The following is a 17,669-nucleotide window of genomic DNA, read 5'->3' as shown; positions in this document are numbered from 1 at the left end:
CGATGAACGCGGTTCCCCTTTTCGCCCCTGTTCCCCTGCATGCGCGGTGGTTGGTGGACCGACGGCACGACCTGCTTTCCACGGTCGGGGGACTGGGCGCGAGCCTGGCGCTGATGGCGTTGCACGTGCTGGGGGGCGTGAGCGGGCCGCCGCTGTGGTGGGCGTGGGTGTTGCTCTTGGACGGACCGCACCTGTTCGCGACGGTGTCGCGCACGTACCTGGATGCTCGGGAGCGGAAGGCGCGAGCCCGGCTGCTCTGGGGCAGCATGGGCTGGTTCGCGGCGGGGCCGGCGGTGTTCGCGGCGTCAGTGCTGTCCGGGCAGCGCTGGCCGTTCGCGGTGTTCGTGACGCTGGCGGCGCTGTGGGCGTACTGGCACGTGGTGCGGCAGCACTACGGCATCATGGTGCTCTACCAGCGCAAGGCCGGAGAGCGGGACGCGTGGGACCGGCGGCTGGACAGCGTGACCCTGTACGTGGGGCTGCTCGCGCCGTTCGTGGCGTTCGCGCTGACGCATCCGGGGGCGCGGCGCCGGTTGGGGCTGATGGCGGAGCCGACCTGGGAGGTCGGGGTGGCGCACGCGTGCTTCGCGCTGGTGCTCGCGGTGGTGGGGGTGCTGGCGGCGAGGCAGGTGTGGCGGTGGCGCCGGGGGCTGGGAGTGAACGGGCCCAAGTTGTTGATGCTGGGCGCGGCGCTGGGGCTGACGTCGCTGGTGTTCTGGCCGTCGGTGTCGCGGCGGATGGACTTCCTGATGTTCACCGTGGCGGTGACGGCGTTCCACAACGTGCAGTACCACGGCATCGTCTGGTTCTTTCACCGCAACCGCTACCACGCGGAAGGCGTGGACCGGACCGCGTTCGGTTGGGCGCCGAAGGTGAGCCAGCGCTTCATCATCTACGCGCTCTGCGGGCTCGCGTTCACGCTGGCGTACCGGACACTGGGCTGCGGCATGGGCGTGCATCCGGGCTGCGGCGCGTTCGACGCGAAGCTGGCGATGGGAGGCAGCGGGCTCATGCTGCGGGACCTGATGGAAGGCTTCATCTGGGGCTTCGCGCTGCACCACTACTTCCTGGACCAGTACATCTGGCGCGTGCGCAAGGACGCGGGTCTGAACCAGGACCTGAAGCTGAACACCGCGGCGGCTTAGGTTCACGACGCCAGCTCGGGCGGCGCACGGAGCGCACGGGTGAGCGCCTCGTTCAGCTCGCGCTTGAAGCTCGTGGTCATCCAGGCGTTCGGGATGGCATCGAAGCCGTGGATGGCCCCGGGGTAGACATGGAGCTCCACCGGGACTCCCGCGCGGGAGAGGCGGCGGGCGTAGTCCATGGACTCGTCGAAGAAGACGTCGAGCGAGCCCACGGCGATGAAGGCGGGAGGCAGGCCCGAGACGTCCTGGCCGAGCGAGGCCGAGAAGTGCCCGGCGCGAGAGTCGGTCGGGAGGTAGTCCCCGCGCAGGGACTCCCAGCCGAAGCGGGTGTGCGCACGCGTCCACGAGAACTCGCCCGTCGTCGGGTTGGGGTCCGTTTCCAGGGGCGTCCCCGTGCGGGCGTCGAGCATGGGGTAGATGAGAATCTGCGCCGCGGGCCGTGGCCCGTTGTCATCGCGGGTGAGCTGCGCCAGCGAGGCGGCCAGCCCGCCACCAGCGCTCTGCCCCATGAGGACGATTCGCGATGGGTCGACGCCGAGTGACGCGGCATTCGCGTGGACCCAGCGCAGCGCAGCGTAGACATCGTCGATGGGACCCGGGAACGGCACCTCCGGCGCGAGGCGGTAATCGACCGAAACGACGACGGCGTTGTGCGCGAGGGCGAGCTCGGCATCGAAGCCCTCGCCCATGGATGCGCTGCCCATCACCATGCCGCCGCCGTGCAGGAACAGCACGGCGGGCCGTGCCGTGGCGTGGCCCGGCGGAGTCTGGATGACGAGCCGGACGTCCGGCGCTCCGTTCCGCCCGGGAATGCGCACCGCGCTCCGGAGCGCGGTGGTCCGGGGGGCGATGGACGAAATCATCTGGTCCATGAACGTGCGGCCGTCCGCGAGGTTCTCGCGGGAGAGCCCCGGGAGGAACTCGTGGGCGATGAGGGGGAGGAGAGAAGGGTCGACGAGATGACGCGTGGACATGGGTGACTCCTGGATGCGGCGGTGTGTGAGGTTGAGACGGGCCTTCAAGGCGACGTGGGAGCGGGGGCCGCGCGGATGACGACCTTGCCGATGACGCCCCCTCGTTCGGACCGCTCGAACGCGCTTCGAGCGTCGGGCAGCTCGAACACCTCCACGGGCGGCGGGAGGAGCTCCCCGGCCTGGAACTTCCCCGCGAGCTCCGCGAGGTCCCTCGCGGACGGTTTGGTGACGAGCACCAGCTGCTTCTGGCGACGGAAAGGGCCGAGCAGGGCGGAGGCCATGAGTGACAGGGGGGATGGCTCGAACCCCACGTGCCTGCCGCGAGGCGTGAGGAGGCCACGCGCCTCGGCGAAGGACAGCTTCGTGCTCAGGTCGAAGACGACGTCGAAACGCGCACCGAGCTTCGAGAGCGGCCGGGCGCGATAATCGTGGACCACCTCGGCGCCGTACTGCCGTGCCGCGGCCAGACCGGCGGCGGAGGTGACGGCGGTGACGTGCGCACCACGCGCCCGGGCAAGCTGGATCAACATCAGCCCCACACCTCCCGTCGCGCCGTTGACAAGGACGCGCTCGCCGGGAGCGACACGCGCGACGTCACGCAATGCCTGGAGCGCCGCGAGCCCCACCATCGAGACCGCCGCGGCCCCGACGTCGTCGAGCCCTGGCGGAACCCTGGCGACGGATGTCGCCGCGACCGTGATGAGTTCGGCGAGCGTTCCCTCGCGCATGCTTCCGGGGAAGCCGAACACGCGGTCTCCGACGGAGAAGCCGCTGACGCCCGCACCCACCTCCTCGACGACACCGGCGAAGTCCGAGCCGGTTGACTTCGGGAAGCGGGCACCGCTGAGCAACCGCAGCTCGCCACGCCGGATCTTCCCATCGATGGGATTCACCGAGACGGCTCGGACGCGGATGAGCAGGTGGTGGGCGCGGACGCGGGGCGCCGGCTGCTGGGTGTGTTGCAGGAGTTCGGGACCGCCGAAGCGGCTGTAGGTGAGTGCGTTCATGGCCCTCAAGCTACGGGGCTGCATGAATTCGCGGAACTTGATGGTTGGAAGGCCTATTGTTCATGCCGTGAAACTCTCGGCCTTCGACCTGAACCACATTCGCGCGCTCCACCACCTCCTCGAAGAGGCTCACGTCACGCGTGCGGCGAAGAAGCTGGGAATCACGCCCGCGGCGGCGAGCAATGCCCTGCACCGGCTGCGCGTCGACTTCGACGACCCGCTCCTGGTCCGCAACGGAAGGTCGCTCGTGCGAACGCAGCGGGCCGAGGCGCTTCGCGCGCCCGCCAGGGAGGTGATGCTGGCGGCCGGGCGGCTGTTCGACCAGGGGCGTCCCTTCGACCCGGCGACCGCGACCTGGGACATCTACGTGACGACGTCGGACCGCGTCGCGGAGCTGCTTCTGCCGACGCTCGACCGTCTCCTCGCGGCACGTGCTCCCGGGGCCCTGCTCACGCTCCGGACCCAGACACCGGACCTGGGGGCGTTCCTGCGTGAGCACGGCGGGATCGCCATCGTCCCGGAGATCGCGAAGGAGCGGGACCTGCGCTCGCAGCGCCTGTTCGTCGACGACTTCGTCTGCGTCATGCGCGGGGCGCATCCCCTCGCCACCGGGCGCATGACCCTGAAACGGTTCACCGAGTGGGAGCACGTCCTGGTGGCCCCACTCGCGCAGTCGCGCCGCGGCGGCATCGACGTGCTCCTGGAGAAGGAGGGGTTCTCACGTCGAGTGACGCGTGTGGTGACCACGTTCTCCCTGGCACTGCCGCTCGTCCTAGGCTCGGACCGGCTCGCCGTCCTTCCGCGCAGCTTCGCCACCTCGCACGCGAAGGCACTTGGGCTCGCGCTTCGGCCACTGCCTGTCCCGATGCCTCCCCTCGAGATGCTCCTGGCCTGGCATCTTGGGAACGAGGGCGACCCGAAGCACGCATGGGTCCGCGGCCTCGTTCATGACGCTGTACGCGCCGTGGGCCTGGCGACCGCGTAGGCCCACGGCTCCGTCAGGCTCAGGGGGTCACGAGCCGCAGGAACGCATCCTGGTTCCAGGTGTTCCCCGCGCCGTCGCGCTGCCAGCCGGACACCACCAGCCCGGACTCCGGCGCCGCGACCAGCGTGGTCGCCGCCAGCGAGCAAGTGCCGCTCTCGCACGACTCCGGCGCCAGCGACTTCGTGCCCAGGAGCGCGCCGTCCGCAGCGTAGCGCGTCACCGTATTGCCGCACGCCGTGGCCACCGGGCCCGCGGGCTCCACCGCCGCCACCGTGCCCACCGACGTCGCGCCGCACGTGGGCTGCTTCACCCAGCGCTCCTTCCCGTCCGCCGTCGCCGTCAGCACGAACGGGCCGCCCTCATCCAGCGCCACGCCGTTCCACACCAGCAGGCCCACCGCCTCGCCGGCCACCGCCACCGTGCCGTCCGCGCCCACCGACACGGAGCCCACGCGCCCGTTCACTCCCGGCACCTCGCGGCCCCACGCCAGCGCTCCGTCCGCGCCGAACGCCAGCACCACGAAGCCGCCCGTGCCCCGCGCGTCGAACGTGCGCCCGTCCACCGTCACCGGGCCCACCAGCCGCCCGGCCACCACCGACGTGCCCGTCCCCGACAGCGCCACCGCCGACAGCAGCGTGCCCTCCTGCGCGCCGTCGAACGTCTTCGTCCAGCGCACCGTGCCGTCCGCCGCGTAGCGCACCAACTGGGGCGTGTGGGCCTCTGGCGTCCACTCCTCGCCCAGGGCCACCACTCCGCCCGCCGCGTCCGCCGCCACCGCGTAGACCTTCTGGCCCACGCGGCGCTGCCACTCGGGCTCGCCTGCCTGCGTGAACTTCACCAGGAAGCCGTCCTGCGCCTCGCCCAGCCCGAAGTCCGCCGAGTACAGGAACGCGTTGCCGGACAGGAACACCGCGCCGTCACTCCCCGTGGAGCCCGCCACGCGCAGGTCCGACAGGCGGTTGCGCTCGAACTCCTTCGCCCACTGCTTCGTCCCGTCCGCCGAATAACGGGACAGCGTCAGCACCAGCCGCTCACCGTCCACCTGGTCCCGGTCCTCGTCCGAGCGCGGCGTGCCGGACGTCACCCACAGCACATCCCCGCCCCGCCCCACCGCCAGCCCCGCGCCCGTGTCGTCCTGGGGACCGCCCTGCGTGAGCGACCAGGGGCTCGCCGCCGGGGCCGCGGGCGCCGGAGTCTCCGCGGAGGGCGCCTGCGTGGGTGCCTGGGTCCCAGGCGAGGGAGCAGCCGTCTCCGGGGCCGGCGCGGGGAGCGTCCCCTGGGCTTCCGTACCGCCAGTCACATCCCCAGTTTCGTCCGCCGGAGCACCACCACCACATGCAGTGCTTCCCAGCCCGAGGAGTCCCGCGCCCAGAAGTGCCCACCCGCCCCAGATGACTCGCCGTGCTGAACGCATGCCGTGCTCCCATGCCTGCCCTGCTCCATCGCAGGTGCCTTGGGAACGTAAGCAGTGTGTCCACGGTCCGGCATTCCCCCCGTCCAGGGGGTATCGAAACAGGCCGGGGGGCAGGCACGGGGACAGGCGCGGGGCCGGGCGGACCCGTAGCCCTCCCCGGAGGAATACCGGCCCCCTGGAACGGTTGGCACCCCACGCTCGGGGCCCCAGGGCGACGGAAACCGTTGGTCCGCCCCCTCCGCGCCGATTAAGAGAACCCTTCCATGGAAAGCGCCGCCCCCGCCCCTCTCCCCCCGTCCGACGCCACCCCCGAGGACCTGCGCGCCGTCGAGGAGCTTGCCCAGGCCCGCAACGCCATCGTCGAGCAGATTGAAAAGCGCGTTGTCGGCCAGCGGGACGTGGTGGAGCACCTGCTGATTTCGCTCTTCAGCCGCGGCCACTGCCTCTTCGTGGGCGTGCCGGGCCTGGCGAAGACGCTGCTCATCTCCACGCTGGCGGACGTGCTCAACCTATCCTTCAACCGCATCCAGTTCACGCCGGACCTGATGCCGTCGGACATCACGGGCACGGACATCCTGGAAGAGGACAAGACCACGGGCCGCCGCTCCTTCCGCTTCATGCAGGGGCCGCTGTTCGCGAACATCATCCTCGCGGACGAGGTGAACCGCACGCCGCCCAAGACGCAGGCCGCGCTCCTCCAGGCCATGCAGGAGTACCGCATCACCGCCGGTGGCCGCACGTACCCGCTGGAGCTGCCCTTCCTCGTCTTCGCGACGCAGAACCCCATCGAGCAGGAGGGCACCTATCCCCTCCCGGAAGCGCAGCTGGACCGCTTCATGTTCCTGGTGGACGTGGGCTACCCCACCGCCGAAGAGGAGGTGCAGATCGTCAAGAGCACCACCGCCGGCGCGCCGCCGAAGCTGGAGAAGATTCTGTCCCCCGAGCGCATCCTCGCCCTCCAGGAGCTGGTGCGCCGCGTGCCGGTGCCGGACCACGTGGTGCGCTACGCGGTGGAGCTGGTGCGCCACACGCGTCCCAAGGAAGCGGGCGCGCCGGACTTCGTGGCGAAGAACGTGTCCTGGGGCGCGGGTCCCCGCGCGAGCCAGTACCTGGTGCTCGCGGCCAAGGCGCGCGCCATCCTCAACGGCCGCTTCGTGGCCACGGTGGAGGACGTGCGGGCGCTGGCGAGGCCCGTGCTGCGCCACCGCGTGCTGCCCAACTTCACCGCGGAGAGCGAAGGCATCACGTCCGTGAAGCTCATCGACCAGCTCCTCACGGTGGTGAAGGGCTAGGCGCGTCCACCCATGGCGCTGCTCGACGCCCAGACGCTGTCCCGCCTCCAGGGCGTGAAGCTGCGCGCCCGCGCCGTGATGGAGGGCGTGCTGTCCGGCCTCCACAAGAGCCCCCATCAGGGCCAGAGCGTGGAGTTCGCCGAGCACAAGGAGTACGCCCCCGGCGACGAGCTGCGCCACCTGGACTGGAAGGCCTACGGCAAGTTCGACAAGTACTACGTCAAGCGCTTCGAACATGAGACGAACCTGCGCTCGGTGATGGTCGTGGATGCGTCCGCGTCCATGGGCTACCAGAGCGGCGCGATGTCCAAGCTGGAGGTGGCCAAGACGCTCGCGGGCGCGCTCAGCTACCTGCTCGTGCGCCAGCAGGACGCCGCGGGCCTGGCCGTCATGGTGGGCGGCGCGTTCAAGGACGTGCCGCCCCGCGCCTCCGCCGGCCACCTCAACGTGCTGCTGGACGCGCTGGAGCACACGGAAGCCAAGGGCCCCACGGACCTGGGCAGCGCGGCGGATCACCTCGCGGAGGTGCTGCCCCGGCGCTCCACGGTCATCGTGCTGTCGGACCTGCTGGATGAACGGCAGGAGGCGCTCAAGCGCATCCTGGCCTTGCGGCAGCGCAAGAACGACGTGGCGGTGTTCCACCTGGTGGACCCCGCGGAGCTGACGTTCCCCTTCGACGACCCCACGCTCTTCCTGGACATGGAGGGCGAGGGCCGCATCGAGGTGAACCCGCGCGAAATCAAGCAGAGCTACCTGGAGGAGTTCGGCGCGTTCCTCGCGGACGTGAAGGCGAAGTGCGCCGAGGCGGACGTGGACTACGAGCTGGTGCGCACGGACGAGCGGCTGGATGAAGTGCTGCTGCGCTTCCTTGGACGCCGAGGGAGGCGCCGGTGACGTTCGGCAACCCGTGGTTCCTGCTGGGCGCGCTGGGTGCGCTCATCCCCGTGCTGGTGCACCTGTTCGACCGGCGCCGGCCGCGGGCGCATCCGTTCGGGCCGCTCGCGTTCGTGCTGCGCAGCCAGAAACGCACGGCGAGCCGGCTCAAGCTGAAGCGGCTGCTCCTGTACGCGCTGCGCACGCTCATCCTGCTGGCGATTCCCATCGCGCTGGCGCGGCCGGAGTTTACCCGCGACGCGCAGGCTGCCACGGTGACGCGCGGCCCGGCGGCCACGGCGGTCATCCTGGACGCATCGCTGTCCATGCGCTGGTCGGACGGCACGTCGAACTTCGAGAAGGGCCGTGACGAGGCGCGCGACGCGCTCAAGGACCTGCTGCCGGAGGAGCCCGCCACGGTGATGGTGTGCACGGCGTCGCCGGAAGCGCCCCCGCCGCCGGGCTTCGACCGGGCGCGGCTGCGCGCGCTGGTGGACGAGGCGAAGCCCACCTACGGCACGGCGGACCTGTCGCGATGCCTGGACATGGCCGCGCGGTCGCTGGAGGAGAACCCGATGCCGGGCAAGCGCCTGGTGGTGGTCTCCGACATGACGGTCTCCGGCTTCCGGTTGGAAGCGCCGCCGCCCACGGTGAAGGGGCCCACGGGCACGATGGTGAAGCCGGAGGTCGTGCTGCGCGACGTGGCGTCCGGACGCGAGTCGCTGGACAACCACGCGCTGGTGGACCTGCGGGTGGAGCCCGCGCTGCAGGCGGGGCCGCGCGCGTACCAGTTCACCTTCACGGTGCGAAACTTCGGCGCGACGCCGGCCAAGGACCTGGAGGCCGCGGTGCGCGTGGGCGAGTCCACGCTAGCCAAGGGCTTCGTGGACGTGCCCGCGGGTGGCACGACGCAGAAGACGCTGACGGTGCGCTTCCCGCAGGGCGGCACGGTGGTGGGCCAGGTGACGCTCGCGCCGGACGCGCTGGCGGAGGACGACCGGCGGTCCTTCGTGCTGCCGGTGCCGCGTGGGCTGAAGGCGCTGGTGGTGAACGGCTCGCCGCACGCGACGCGCTACCGGGACGAGGCCTTCTTCGTGGACGCGGCGCTCACGTCGCCGGGCTCGCCGGTGGACGTGGCGGTGCGCGACGCGGAGGTGGGGCTGCGCGAGGACTTCAGCGCGTACGACCTGGTGCTGCTGCTCAACACGACGGCGCCGTCCGAGGAGGAAGCACGGAAGCTGGCGGCCTTCGTGGAGAACGGCGGCGGCCTCTTCGTGAGCGTGGGCGACCACGTGAACCCGGAGGCGTACAACTCACGGCTGGGCACGCTCTTGCCGCGCCCCCTGCGCCTGGTGCGCACGAGCGCCGAGCGCGAGGACCCGGACGCGGAGACGAAGACGGCGAAGCTGGCGCAGGTGAAGGTGGACCATCCGCTGTTCGCGCCCTTCACGGGCCGCGCGGAGGAGGGGCTCATCGGGGCGCGCTTCTACAAGTACATGCTGCTGGAGGCGGACAGCCCGTCCGCGCCGGGCACCAGTCAGGTGCTGGCCACGTACGAGGACGGGGCACCCGCGGTGGCGGTGGCGCGCCGGGGCAAGGGGCGCGTGGCGCTGTTCACCAGCACGGTGGACCGCGACTGGAGCGACTTCGCCATCCGCACGAGCTTCCTGCCGCTGATGCAGCGCTTCGCCGCGTACCTCACGGGCTCGTTGGAGGAGCGCGAGGAGGTGCGCGTGCGCGTGGGTGAGACTGTGACGCTGCGCCCGGAGGGAACGCAGAAGGTGGCGGGCGTGCGCGCGCCGGATGGCAGCGAGCTGCCGGTGAAGGCACAGCCGGACGGTTCGTTCGTGGCGGGCCCCACGGTGGAGCCGGGCGTGCACGCGGTGCTGGGCGCGGACGGAAAGCCCGTGGCCGCGCTGGACTTCGCCGCCACGCTGGACCCGGCGGAGAGCGACCTGACGCGCGTGCCGCAGGACACGCTGACGGCCTACTTCGGCGAGGACACGGTGAAGGCCTCCACGGGGGACGCGGACAAGCCCGCCGTGCCGCTGTGGACGTGGCTCATCCTGGCCGCGTGCCTGGCGTTCTTCTTCGAGGGCACCCTGCTCCGGAAGTAGCTCCGCCCCCAGCCACGCTGCTCCAAAACCTGTCCGACAGTCGGACAGGTCTCCACCGCTCGGAGCGAACGGCCCTCAACCACGCTCTTCCACCCTGTCCGACAGGTTTCCATGGCCCGGCTGAACCGGAGCCCCTTCCCGGCCACGCTTCCTCAAGACCTGTCCGACTGTCCGACAGGTTTCCGCAGCCCGGCTGAACCGGAGCCCCTTCCCGGCCACGCTTCCTCAAAACCTGTCCGACTGTCCGACCAGTTTCCGCCGCCCGGCTGAACCGGAGCCCTTTCTCGGCCACGCTTCCTCGAAACCTGTCCGACTGTCGGACAAGTTTCCGCAGCCCGGCTGCGGCGGGAGCCCCTTCTCCGCCACGCTTCCTCAAGACCTGTCCGACTGTCCGACCAGTTTCCGCCGCCCGGCTGCGGCGGGAGCAATCCCGGTCACGGTCCTCCAGAGCTGTCCGACTGTCCGACAGGTTTTCTCCGCCCGGCTGGGCCAGCGCCCCTGCCGGCCTCGGTCTTCCAAAACCTGTCCGACTGTCGGACAGGTTTGTACGGGGCGCCGCTGGCGGGGGGGCCCAGCCCGGAAGCTTGAGGGCCGGCCCGGCCCGTGCCCTGACAGGCAGCCGACGCTCGGGATGCGCTCGCAGTGCCCCATGGGCGGCGGGCTCTGCCACACTGCGCGGCCGTGAGCCCTGCTTCCGCCCTCTATCGCGACTGCGCCCGCCTCTTCATGGTGGGCTTCCCTGGCACCCGCATCGACGCCGACCTCGCGGCGCTGATGGATGACGGCATCTACGGCGCCATCCTCTTCAAGCGCAACGTGGGCACCGCGGCGGAGACCGCGGCGCTGTGCCGTGAAATCAAGACGCGCGCGGGTCGGCCCTTCATCCTCTCCGTGGACCAGGAGGGCGGCCGGGTGGCGCGCCTTCGCGGTGAGCCCTTCACCGCCCTGCCTCCCATGCGTGAGCTGGGACAGCGCGGCGACGAAGCCCTGGCCGAGCGCGTGGGCCGGCTGCTCGCGCACGAACTGCGCGCCGTGGGCTTCGACTGGGACTTCGCGCCCGTGCTCGACGTGGACACCAACCCGGCCAACCCCGTGATTGGCGACCGCAGCTTCAGCCGCGACCCGGTGGAGGTGGGCCGGCTGGGCGTGGCGCTCGCGAAGGGACTGGAGGCCGGCGGCGTGGCGTCCTGCGGGAAGCACTTCCCCGGCCACGGCGACACGACGACGGACAGTCACCTCACCCTGCCGAAGCTGCCGCACGACCTGGAGCGACTGCGCCGCGTGGAGCTGGTGCCGTTCCAGGCCTTCGCGAAGGCGGGGCTCGCGTCGCTGATGACCGCGCACGTGCTGTTCGACGCGCTGGAGCAGGGCGTGCCGGCGACCATGAGCCACCGCGCGCTGCACGACCTGCTGCGCAAGGAGCTGGGCTTCGACGGCGTGGTCGTCAGCGACGACCTGGAGATGAAGGCCATCGCGGACCACTACTCCGTGGCGGAGGCCGCGGTGCAGGGCACGCTCGCGGGCGTGGACCTGTTCCTCGTGTGCCACAAGGCGGACGTGCAGCGCACCGCCATCGAAGCGCTGGTGAAGGCGGTGGAGTCCGGCCGCGTCCCGCGCGAGCGCATCACCGAAGCGCACCGGCGCCTGGACGCGCTCGCCGCCCGCTTCGCGCATCCCGCCGAGGACCGGCTCGCCACGCTGGGCGACGCGGAGCACCGCGCGCTGGCCGAGGGCCTCGCCAGTGCGTTCACCGGCAAGGACCCCACGGAGGTCATGCTCGCGTTGCGTTAGTGGGTGGCGTGCCTGGAGCCCAGCTCGGAGCCCTGGCCCATGGGGCCCTGGAAGCGGAGGGCCCCGCCCCGGTCTCCAGGCACCGGCTCCTGCGGCGTGGTGAAGCCGGGCGCGCCAATCTGGTTTTGCAGGCCCTGGGCCCCGGCGGGCTGCGGCTTCAGCGGTGACCCCTTCGCGTCCGTGGGCGTTGTGGCGCCAGAACCACCCGTTCCCGGCGGCGCGGGTTGCTGCGTGTTGGCGACACCCTCGTAGCGGCTCCCCGCGCGCGGCATCGTGGGCTTGTCACGGTTGCAGCCGGGGCCGACCAGCGCGGCCGTCGCGGCGCACACCGCCACCAGCGTCCAGTGATGAAGTCTTCGTGAGTGCATGGCCTGCTCCCTCCAGAAGCCGTCATGGCCTCGACAGAAGGAGTGGCCACCCCGGCGCCCCACCGGGAGTGGCGGGGCCGGAGCACGGACGCCCGCTGGCACGCTGGCCGGCGGGCGCCCTGGGACTTCCGTCCAACTACCGGTCGTGCAGGTAGACGGGCGGGCTGACGTAGGAGTAGGGCGCCTCGAAGCCGCGCGTGAGCTCGTTCGCGGTGGAGATGCTCCAGCCGCCCAGCCCCTCGGCCGCGGGCGAATAGGTCGCCCCGCCGAGCACGCCGTAGCGGTGCGCCATCATGCCGCCCGCGTCATCCCACTTGGAGTTGTTGGACTTGCCCGCCTTGGCCGGCGTGCGCGGGTCGATGCTGGAGCCGATCTTCTCGATGGTGGAGTTGTAGCCCCGGTCCACCGTCAGCACGTGGGGAGGCAGCTTCGCGGCCGCGTCACCGTGGTGCGCGTCAGCGGGGTTCTCATGCCCCTGCTGCTCGGCCACGTTGTAGACGGCCTCCGGCTGCGTCCCACGCTGCGCGAAGGCATTGCCCCGCGACTCGTCCGGCTGCTTGCCGCCCGTCTCGGGCAGCCCGCCACAGGCCGTGCCCAAGAGCACGCCCGCCGCCAGCGCCGCCGCCCCCATCCACCGCTGAATGCCTCGCTCGCGCATGTTCATCGTCTCCGCCATTCCCCAGGAATGGTCATGCCGTTCTCGCCCACCACCGGGCATCCACCCGAGGGCAGGCCCTGCCGGCCGCCCGCTGTCCGACCCAAGGGCCGACAGGGCTTCATCGTGAACGGCCGGCCCCGCTCGGGAAGAGAGGAGCCAGCCACGGGGCGCAGGAATACACGGTCCCGGCCTCCCTGTCCCGCCAGGAGTGCACCGGCGCCCGCCCCACTTCAGGCGCGAGCGCCCTTCCGGGCCGCGCCCTTCGCCGCAGGAGCCTTCTTCGCCGCCGGTTTCTTGACAGTCGCCAGCTTCGCCTCCGCCGCGGAGGCCTTCTTCGCCGCCGGAGCCTTCGCCGGAGCCTTCGCCAGAGCCTTCCTGGGGGGTGGAGCCGCGTCGGAGGACGACCCGCCCTGGAGCGTGGCCAGGACCTCCGCGACGTGGCCGGCCACCTTCACCTTGGGCCACACGCGGACGACCTTTGCGTCCGGGCCAATGAGGAAGGTCGCGCGGATGAGGCCCATGAACTTGCGGCCATAGAGGGACTTCTCCCCCCACACGCCGTACGCGTCCGCCAGCGCGTGGTCCGGATCCGCCAGGAGCGAGAACGGCAGCCCCTGTTTCGTGGCGAACTTCTGGTGGGACGCGACGCTGTCCGGCGACACGCCCAGCACCACCGCGCCGGCCTTCACCAGCGCGGAGTGCTCGTCGCGGAAGTCGCACGCCTCCGTGGTGCAGCCGGGGGTCGCGTCCTTCGGATAGAAGTAGAGGACGACGTGCCGCCCCTTGAACTGCGAGAGGGAGACGGTGGCGCCGCTCTGGTCGGGGAGAGAGAAGCCGGGGGCCTTGTCACCTGATTGGGGCATGGGCATGCGTCGGCTCCATACCCAGACCCCGGGGGCTTCTCAACTCCACGCGTGCGCCAGGGACTTCAGCGCGCGCCTTCGCCCGGCGGATGGACCTCTTCGCCCGGCGGGTGGTCGTGGGCCTCCAGCTTGACCAGGTCCACCTGGCAGCCCTCCAGCACCTTGCGCAGCATGTTGCGCGTCGCGTCCGTGCGGGCCTCGCCCATCTTCTTCGCGAGCGATTCACACGCGGCGCGCTTGGCCTCCACGTCGCTGGCCCCGCGCCCCGTCGCACCGGGCCGGGCCAGGGGGCGCGGCGGAACCTTCTCCTGCGCGGCCTTCAGCGCGGCCAGGCGCTTGTCGGCCTCCGGGCGGGCCTTGGAGTCCTTGGGGACGGCCTCGAACTGGGCGGCGACCTCCGTCCACGCCGGGTCCTGGGCAGGGAGCTTCTGGTTGATCAGCTCCTGGTAGCGATCCTCGGCCTTCTTCAGCTGCTCCGGACCGGGGTCGGTGGAGCAGCCCGACAGCGCGAGCAGACCCGCGAGCAGCAGCGCGGCGGAAGTTCGGGGATGGGCAATGCGCATGGTGTGGGACGTCCTCCTGCTGGCCACAGGGTTAAACCACGGCTAGGGTGCGCCGTCGTGGCTCCCATCCTGCTCGCCTTCCTGCTCGGCCTGTCCCAAGGCCTGCTCCACGCCCTGGGGCCGGACCACTGCGCCGCCATGGCCACGCTCGGCACCCTGGGCGGCGGCCGTCGCCGCGTCGCCATCATGACGGCGCTGCGCTTCGCCCTGGGCCACGCGGCCATGCTGGGCGGCATCGCGGCGGTGTGCCTCGTCGCGGGCGTGGGCCTGTCGGAGACCTTCGAGCGGTGGGCGGAGGTGTTTGGCGGCGCGGTGTTGGTGGCGCTGGCCGTCACCGCCCTGCTCTTCCCGCACAGCCTGGACCACGGCCACCCGCACCTTCCCGGTCACGACCGAGAGCCGCACGAGCACGTGCACACCGTGAGCACCGCGGCCGGTGCCTTCATGGCCGTGAGCGGCGTGCGGTCGCTGCTCATCGCGCTGCCCCCGCTGCTGGTGGGCGGCAGCATGAGCCTGTCCGCGTGGACGTACCTGCCCGGCTTCGCGCTGGGCATCCTCATTGGCATGGGCGCGGTGGGCCTGCTGTTCGCGGAGGGCCTGTCGCGGGTCAACGCGCGCATCAGCGTGTGGATCCAGCGCGGCGTGGCGCTGGGCTCCGGCGCGCTGGGCCTGTTCTGGATCGGCTCGCGGCTCGTCTGAAGAGCCGGGCCCGGAAGCACCCCAGGCCCGCTTTCCGGCACCGGAAGCGCTACGAGCGCTTGTCCAGGATGCCCAGCGCCATCATCGACACCAGGAAGCCGTAGACGACGTGCTCCGGGCGGTTGGCGAACGCGAGCAGCTCCGCCACCACGCGGTTGCCGTCGATTTTCGGCAGCAGCTCCGCCTCCCAGCGCTCCAGCTCCACCTCGTTGAGGCCGTAGGCGGGAGCGACGGCGGGGATGAGCCGGTCCTCGGGCTGGAGCAGGCGGCGCAGGCGCTCCGGCTTGTAGAGCTTCTTGATGCCCCGGACGATGAGGTTCGCCGGGTGCACGTCCAGCTTGATGGACTCCGAGGAGGCCTTCTCCTTGAAGCTCATCACGTACGTGCCCTCCTCCCAGGAGAAGACCGAGTAGATGATGGCCTTCACCTGCTGGCCCACGTAGTACAGCCGCTCGGTGTCCTTGAGCAGGGAGCGCTCCACCAGCACGTCACCGGTGCGCCGGTGGCTCTGCGCGGCGACGGCGGACGCGTCCTGGAGCTGCTCGGGTTTGATCTTCCCCACGCGCACCAGGAACTGCCCGAAGCGGTCCGCCAGCAGGTTGGAGAGCGCGAACACCGGGGTGCCGTTCTCGAAGTAGACGACCTTCTTCACCTTGCCGCGCTGCACGCCCAATTCGCCCGTCTCGCGCGACAGGTAGAAGGCGGTGAGCAGCGAGGGCAGGTTGTCCCTCAGCTCGCCCCGGCGGCTGCCCGGAGCGCCCGCGCCCACCGGCAGCGGATCCGGCGGGCGGCCCGGCGTGGGGGGCCGCACCTGGGTGGTGGACACCTTCTGCATGGGCGTGGCGGTGAGGTTGGCGCCGCGGATTTCGGCCGTGAGGTTGCCGCCGCCGGTGACCTTGATGCGGCCGGTCAGCTCCATGGCGTCCTGCGGGCCCTCCTCCTCCACGTCGATGTCCAGCTCCACCTCGAAGGCATCGGCCATGGAGGCGGCGGGGACCTTCTTCTCCGCGGGCAGCACCTTGGCCACCGCTTCCAGCAGCTTCTGGGCTTCGAAGGGTTTCTCGAAGTAGCCGGCGGCCTGGTACTTCTGGCGCGCTTCGGTGGCGTGCTTGCCGCCCTTGAAGACGCCGGTGATGAAGAGCAGCGGCAGCTGGGGGTTGTCCTTCCGCAGCGTGTCCGCCAGGTGGTAGCCCATCATGTCCGGCAACAGGATGTCCAAGACAGCACAGCCGGGGGGCTGGGCGCGGGCGGCCTCGATGGCCTGCTTGCCACGGCTGGCGCCCACCACCTCATACCCGGCGTCCTCGAACAGCTGCGTGAGGAGGGAGAGGAGCTCCTGGTTGTCGTCCACGACGAGGATTCGAGGCGCCATCGCGGGGGGACCGTAGCAGATTCGGACGCCGGGGCGGCCAGCGTTTCCAGGGAACCCCGGAAGGCCGCCCGCTTCAGACGATGGATGCAAGCGCCCCGCTGGAGCGTTAGGGTGTCCCCCGCCTCATGTCCTCCCTTCTCGCCCGCATCTCCCCGGCAGGGCTCCTGGCCGGGCTCCTCCTGTTCTCCCCCATGGCGGTCCTGGCGCAGGAGGGCCCGCAGCAGGACGCGGGTCAGCCGGACGATCCGAACTCGCCGGAAGGGGACGACAACACCGGCCGCGTGCCCACGGACTGCCGCAGCACCAGCGACTGCGCGCCGCGCTTCAGCTGCAACGCGGGCAAGTGCAAGTACACCGGCATCCGCCAGGCGGAGACGCAGGGCTGTCTGCTGGGCCCGCAAGCGGCGCTGATGGTGCTGGGCGTGGCCGCCGTGGCAGGCTCGCGGCGCCGCCGGTAGCCCCGGCAGGCCCCACTCCCCCCACTCCAAGGAGCGACGCGCGATGCGGCTGGGCCTGAAGGCAACCAACCTCCTGGAGCGGGTGGCGGACTTCCTCAACCTGGCGCCGCAGCCCCTGGCGCACGCCTTCTTCGGGATGATGGCGTCGCGGACGCTGATGGCCGGGGCCAGGCTGGGCGTCTACGCGGCGCTGGCGGACGGCGCGGCGACGGCGGAGGCGCTGGCGGCGCGGCTCAAGACGAGCACGGAAGGCATGCGGGCGCTGCTGGAAGCGCTCATCGCCTGCGAGGTGGTGGAGCTGAGCCGGGGCCGCTTCCGGCTGGCGCCCCGGGCGCGGCGGTGGTTGGACCCACGCTCGCCGCAGGCCATCACGGCATTCCTGGAGTTCAACTACGCGCAGTGGGACTGGTGGGGGCAGCTGGAGACCGCGGTGAAGAGCGGGCAGTCGGTGGACATCCACCAGTTCGCTCCGGACGACCCGCGCTGGCGCGACTACATCCAGGCCATGTACCAGTTGGCGCGGCTGGCCTCGCCGGAGGTGGCGGCGGCCATTCCCCTGCCCCGAGGCGCGAGGCACCTGTTGGACCTGGGCGGCGCGCACGGCTGGTACGCGGCGGAGCTGTGCCGGATGCACCGGGGGCTGAAGGCCACGGTGGTGGACCTGGAGGGCAGCGTGCGCGTGGGGCGGGACATCATCGCCCAGGCGGGGCTGTCGCACCGGGTGACACACAAGGAAGGGGACGTGCTGAACGCGGAGCTGGGCGGGCCGTATGACGGCGCGCTGCTGTTCCAGGTGATGCACCACCTGACGCCCGCGCAGAACGTGGCGCTCCTGCGGCGCGTGCGCGGGGCCATGGTGTCCCGCGGAACGCTGGCGGTGCTGGAGTACCTGCGCGAGGAGCGGGACACGCAAGGGACGTCCGCGCCGCTCATCGGGTTGCACTACTTCCTCACGTCCGGAGCGGCGTCGTACACGCCCGCGGAGGTCGAGGGATTCCTGGATGACGCGGGTTTCAAGGTACAGAGCACGCGGCCCATCCGGCATCTGCCATTGCAGACGTTGATCATCGCGCAGCCGGACTGACGGTCC

The 17,669-nt window shown here is 71.2% G+C and carries 17 protein-coding genes; 9 read left to right on the top strand and 8 right to left on the bottom strand.

Annotated elements, in window-relative coordinates; translation table 11 throughout:
* Window positions 1–2: 2 nt before the first annotated feature.
* On the top strand, window positions 3–1,145 hold the full coding sequence (locus D7X30_RS02415) for a hypothetical protein (RefSeq protein WP_120561189.1): 1,143 nt from the start codon (window positions 3–5) through the stop codon (window positions 1,143–1,145).
* A 2-nt stretch (window positions 1,146–1,147) separates the two neighbouring features.
* Here the strand turns inward: D7X30_RS02415 and D7X30_RS02410 are convergent, their stop codons facing one another.
* Window positions 1,148–2,119: an alpha/beta hydrolase gene (locus D7X30_RS02410; RefSeq protein WP_120561188.1), complete on the bottom strand. Its 972-nt coding sequence runs from the start codon at window positions 2,117–2,119 to the stop codon at window positions 1,148–1,150.
* 44 nt (window positions 2,120–2,163) lie between these two features.
* The gene (locus tag D7X30_RS02405) at window positions 2,164–3,126 is read right to left on the bottom strand and encodes an NAD(P)-dependent alcohol dehydrogenase (RefSeq protein WP_158619185.1); all 963 of its coding nucleotides are present in this window, start codon (window positions 3,124–3,126) and stop codon (window positions 2,164–2,166) included.
* A gap of 67 nt (window positions 3,127–3,193) precedes the next feature.
* Here D7X30_RS02405 and D7X30_RS02395 point away from each other — a divergent pair, with 67 nt between their 5' ends.
* Complete coding sequence (locus D7X30_RS02395; protein WP_158619184.1) at window positions 3,194–4,111, top strand: LysR family transcriptional regulator; 918 nt, start codon at window positions 3,194–3,196, stop codon at window positions 4,109–4,111.
* Window positions 4,112–4,130: 19 nt separating this feature from the next.
* Here D7X30_RS02395 and D7X30_RS02390 read toward each other — a convergent pair whose 3' ends face one another.
* Window positions 4,131–5,411 carry a hypothetical protein gene (locus D7X30_RS02390; RefSeq protein ID WP_120561186.1) on the bottom strand — a complete coding sequence of 427 codons (1,281 nt, stop codon included), beginning with the start codon at window positions 5,409–5,411 and terminating at the stop codon, window positions 4,131–4,133.
* A gap of 377 nt (window positions 5,412–5,788) precedes the next feature.
* Here D7X30_RS02390 and D7X30_RS02385 point away from each other — a divergent pair, with 377 nt between their 5' ends.
* The 4 genes from D7X30_RS02385 (at window position 5,789) to nagZ (ending at window position 11,598) form a co-directional block, all read left to right on the top strand.
* Window positions 5,789–6,817, top strand: a complete 1,029-nt coding sequence (locus D7X30_RS02385; protein ID WP_120561185.1) for a MoxR family ATPase — start codon at window positions 5,789–5,791, stop codon at window positions 6,815–6,817.
* 12 nt (window positions 6,818–6,829) lie between these two features.
* Window positions 6,830–7,711, top strand: a complete 882-nt coding sequence (locus D7X30_RS02380; RefSeq protein WP_120561184.1) for a DUF58 domain-containing protein — start codon at window positions 6,830–6,832, stop codon at window positions 7,709–7,711.
* Window positions 7,708–9,807: a BatA domain-containing protein gene (locus D7X30_RS02375; RefSeq protein WP_120561183.1), complete on the top strand. Its 2,100-nt coding sequence runs from the start codon at window positions 7,708–7,710 to the stop codon at window positions 9,805–9,807. Before D7X30_RS02380 ends, D7X30_RS02375 begins: the two co-directional genes overlap by 4 nt.
* A 726-nt stretch (window positions 9,808–10,533) precedes the next feature.
* On the top strand, window positions 10,534–11,598 hold the full coding sequence (gene nagZ / locus D7X30_RS02370; protein ID WP_370051370.1) for a beta-N-acetylhexosaminidase: 1,065 nt from the start codon (window positions 10,534–10,536) through the stop codon (window positions 11,596–11,598).
* Here the strand turns inward: nagZ and D7X30_RS02365 are convergent.
* From D7X30_RS02365 to D7X30_RS02350, 4 genes are all read right to left on the bottom strand, one after another.
* Entirely contained in the window at window positions 11,595–11,966 is a 372-nt protein-coding gene (locus D7X30_RS02365) for a hypothetical protein (RefSeq protein ID WP_147443073.1), read from the bottom strand. The two genes, nagZ and D7X30_RS02365, sit on opposite strands and share 4 nt — an antisense overlap.
* 136 nt (window positions 11,967–12,102) lie before the next feature.
* The gene (locus tag D7X30_RS02360; RefSeq protein ID WP_147443072.1) at window positions 12,103–12,624 is read right to left on the bottom strand and encodes a hypothetical protein; all 522 of its coding nucleotides are present in this window, start codon (window positions 12,622–12,624) and stop codon (window positions 12,103–12,105) included.
* 230 nt (window positions 12,625–12,854) lie between these two features.
* Window positions 12,855–13,493 (bottom strand): thioredoxin-dependent thiol peroxidase, encoded by a 639-nt coding sequence (gene bcp, locus D7X30_RS02355; protein ID WP_120561179.1) that lies wholly within the window; start codon window positions 13,491–13,493, stop codon window positions 12,855–12,857.
* Window positions 13,494–13,552: 59 nt separating this feature from the next.
* The gene (locus D7X30_RS02350) at window positions 13,553–14,050 is read right to left on the bottom strand and encodes a hypothetical protein (protein ID WP_120561178.1); all 498 of its coding nucleotides are present in this window, start codon (window positions 14,048–14,050) and stop codon (window positions 13,553–13,555) included.
* 57 nt (window positions 14,051–14,107) lie between these two features.
* Here D7X30_RS02350 and D7X30_RS02345 point away from each other — a divergent pair, with 57 nt between their 5' ends.
* Window positions 14,108–14,749, top strand: a complete 642-nt coding sequence (locus D7X30_RS02345) for a hypothetical protein (protein ID WP_120561177.1) — start codon at window positions 14,108–14,110, stop codon at window positions 14,747–14,749.
* Window positions 14,750–14,798: 49 nt separating this feature from the next.
* Here the strand turns inward: D7X30_RS02345 and D7X30_RS02340 are convergent, their stop codons facing one another.
* Window positions 14,799–16,121 (bottom strand): response regulator, encoded by a 1,323-nt coding sequence (locus D7X30_RS02340; RefSeq protein ID WP_120561176.1) that lies wholly within the window; start codon window positions 16,119–16,121, stop codon window positions 14,799–14,801.
* A 125-nt stretch (window positions 16,122–16,246) separates the two neighbouring features.
* On the opposite strand from D7X30_RS02340, the gene D7X30_RS02335 reads away from it, so the two are divergent.
* Both D7X30_RS02335 and D7X30_RS02330 read left to right on the top strand, forming a co-directional pair.
* Window positions 16,247–16,579 (top strand): MXAN_6627.5 family MYXO-CTERM protein, encoded by a 333-nt coding sequence (locus D7X30_RS02335; RefSeq protein ID WP_120561175.1) that lies wholly within the window; start codon window positions 16,247–16,249, stop codon window positions 16,577–16,579.
* A gap of 43 nt (window positions 16,580–16,622) precedes the next feature.
* Window positions 16,623–17,663 (top strand): class I SAM-dependent methyltransferase, encoded by a 1,041-nt coding sequence (locus tag D7X30_RS02330; RefSeq protein WP_120561174.1) that lies wholly within the window; start codon window positions 16,623–16,625, stop codon window positions 17,661–17,663.
* Window positions 17,664–17,669: the final 6 nt, after the last annotated feature.

The organism is Corallococcus sp. AB011P (assembly GCF_003611605.1).
GTDB lineage: Bacteria > Myxococcota > Myxococcia > Myxococcales > Myxococcaceae > Corallococcus > Corallococcus coralloides.
This window is presented reverse-complemented; position numbering and strand designations above follow the sequence as displayed.

What these genes read in the sequence shown, in the direction of transcription:
- D7X30_RS02415 (WP_120561189.1), top strand. Translation starts at nt 3, where the DNA reads ATGAACGCGGTTCCCCTTTTCGCCCCTGTTCCCCTGCATGCGCGGTGG.
- D7X30_RS02410 (WP_120561188.1), bottom strand. Translation starts at nt 2,119, where the DNA reads ATGTCCACGCGTCATCTCGTCGACCCTTCTCTCCTCCCCCTCATCGCC.
- D7X30_RS02405 (WP_158619185.1), bottom strand. Translation starts at nt 3,126, where the DNA reads ATGAACGCACTCACCTACAGCCGCTTCGGCGGTCCCGAACTCCTGCAA.
- D7X30_RS02385 (WP_120561185.1), top strand. Translation starts at nt 5,789, where the DNA reads ATGGAAAGCGCCGCCCCCGCCCCTCTCCCCCCGTCCGACGCCACCCCC.
- D7X30_RS02380 (WP_120561184.1), top strand. Translation starts at nt 6,830, where the DNA reads ATGGCGCTGCTCGACGCCCAGACGCTGTCCCGCCTCCAGGGCGTGAAG.
- nagZ (WP_370051370.1), top strand. Translation starts at nt 10,534, where the DNA reads ATGGTGGGCTTCCCTGGCACCCGCATCGACGCCGACCTCGCGGCGCTG.
- D7X30_RS02365 (WP_147443073.1), bottom strand. Translation starts at nt 11,966, where the DNA reads ATGCACTCACGAAGACTTCATCACTGGACGCTGGTGGCGGTGTGCGCC.
- D7X30_RS02360 (WP_147443072.1), bottom strand. Translation starts at nt 12,624, where the DNA reads ATGCGCGAGCGAGGCATTCAGCGGTGGATGGGGGCGGCGGCGCTGGCG.
- bcp (WP_120561179.1), bottom strand. Translation starts at nt 13,493, where the DNA reads ATGCCCATGCCCCAATCAGGTGACAAGGCCCCCGGCTTCTCTCTCCCC.
- D7X30_RS02350 (WP_120561178.1), bottom strand. Translation starts at nt 14,050, where the DNA reads ATGCGCATTGCCCATCCCCGAACTTCCGCCGCGCTGCTGCTCGCGGGT.
- D7X30_RS02340 (WP_120561176.1), bottom strand. Translation starts at nt 16,121, where the DNA reads ATGGCGCCTCGAATCCTCGTCGTGGACGACAACCAGGAGCTCCTCTCC.
- D7X30_RS02335 (WP_120561175.1), top strand. Translation starts at nt 16,247, where the DNA reads ATGTCCTCCCTTCTCGCCCGCATCTCCCCGGCAGGGCTCCTGGCCGGG.
- D7X30_RS02330 (WP_120561174.1), top strand. Translation starts at nt 16,623, where the DNA reads ATGCGGCTGGGCCTGAAGGCAACCAACCTCCTGGAGCGGGTGGCGGAC.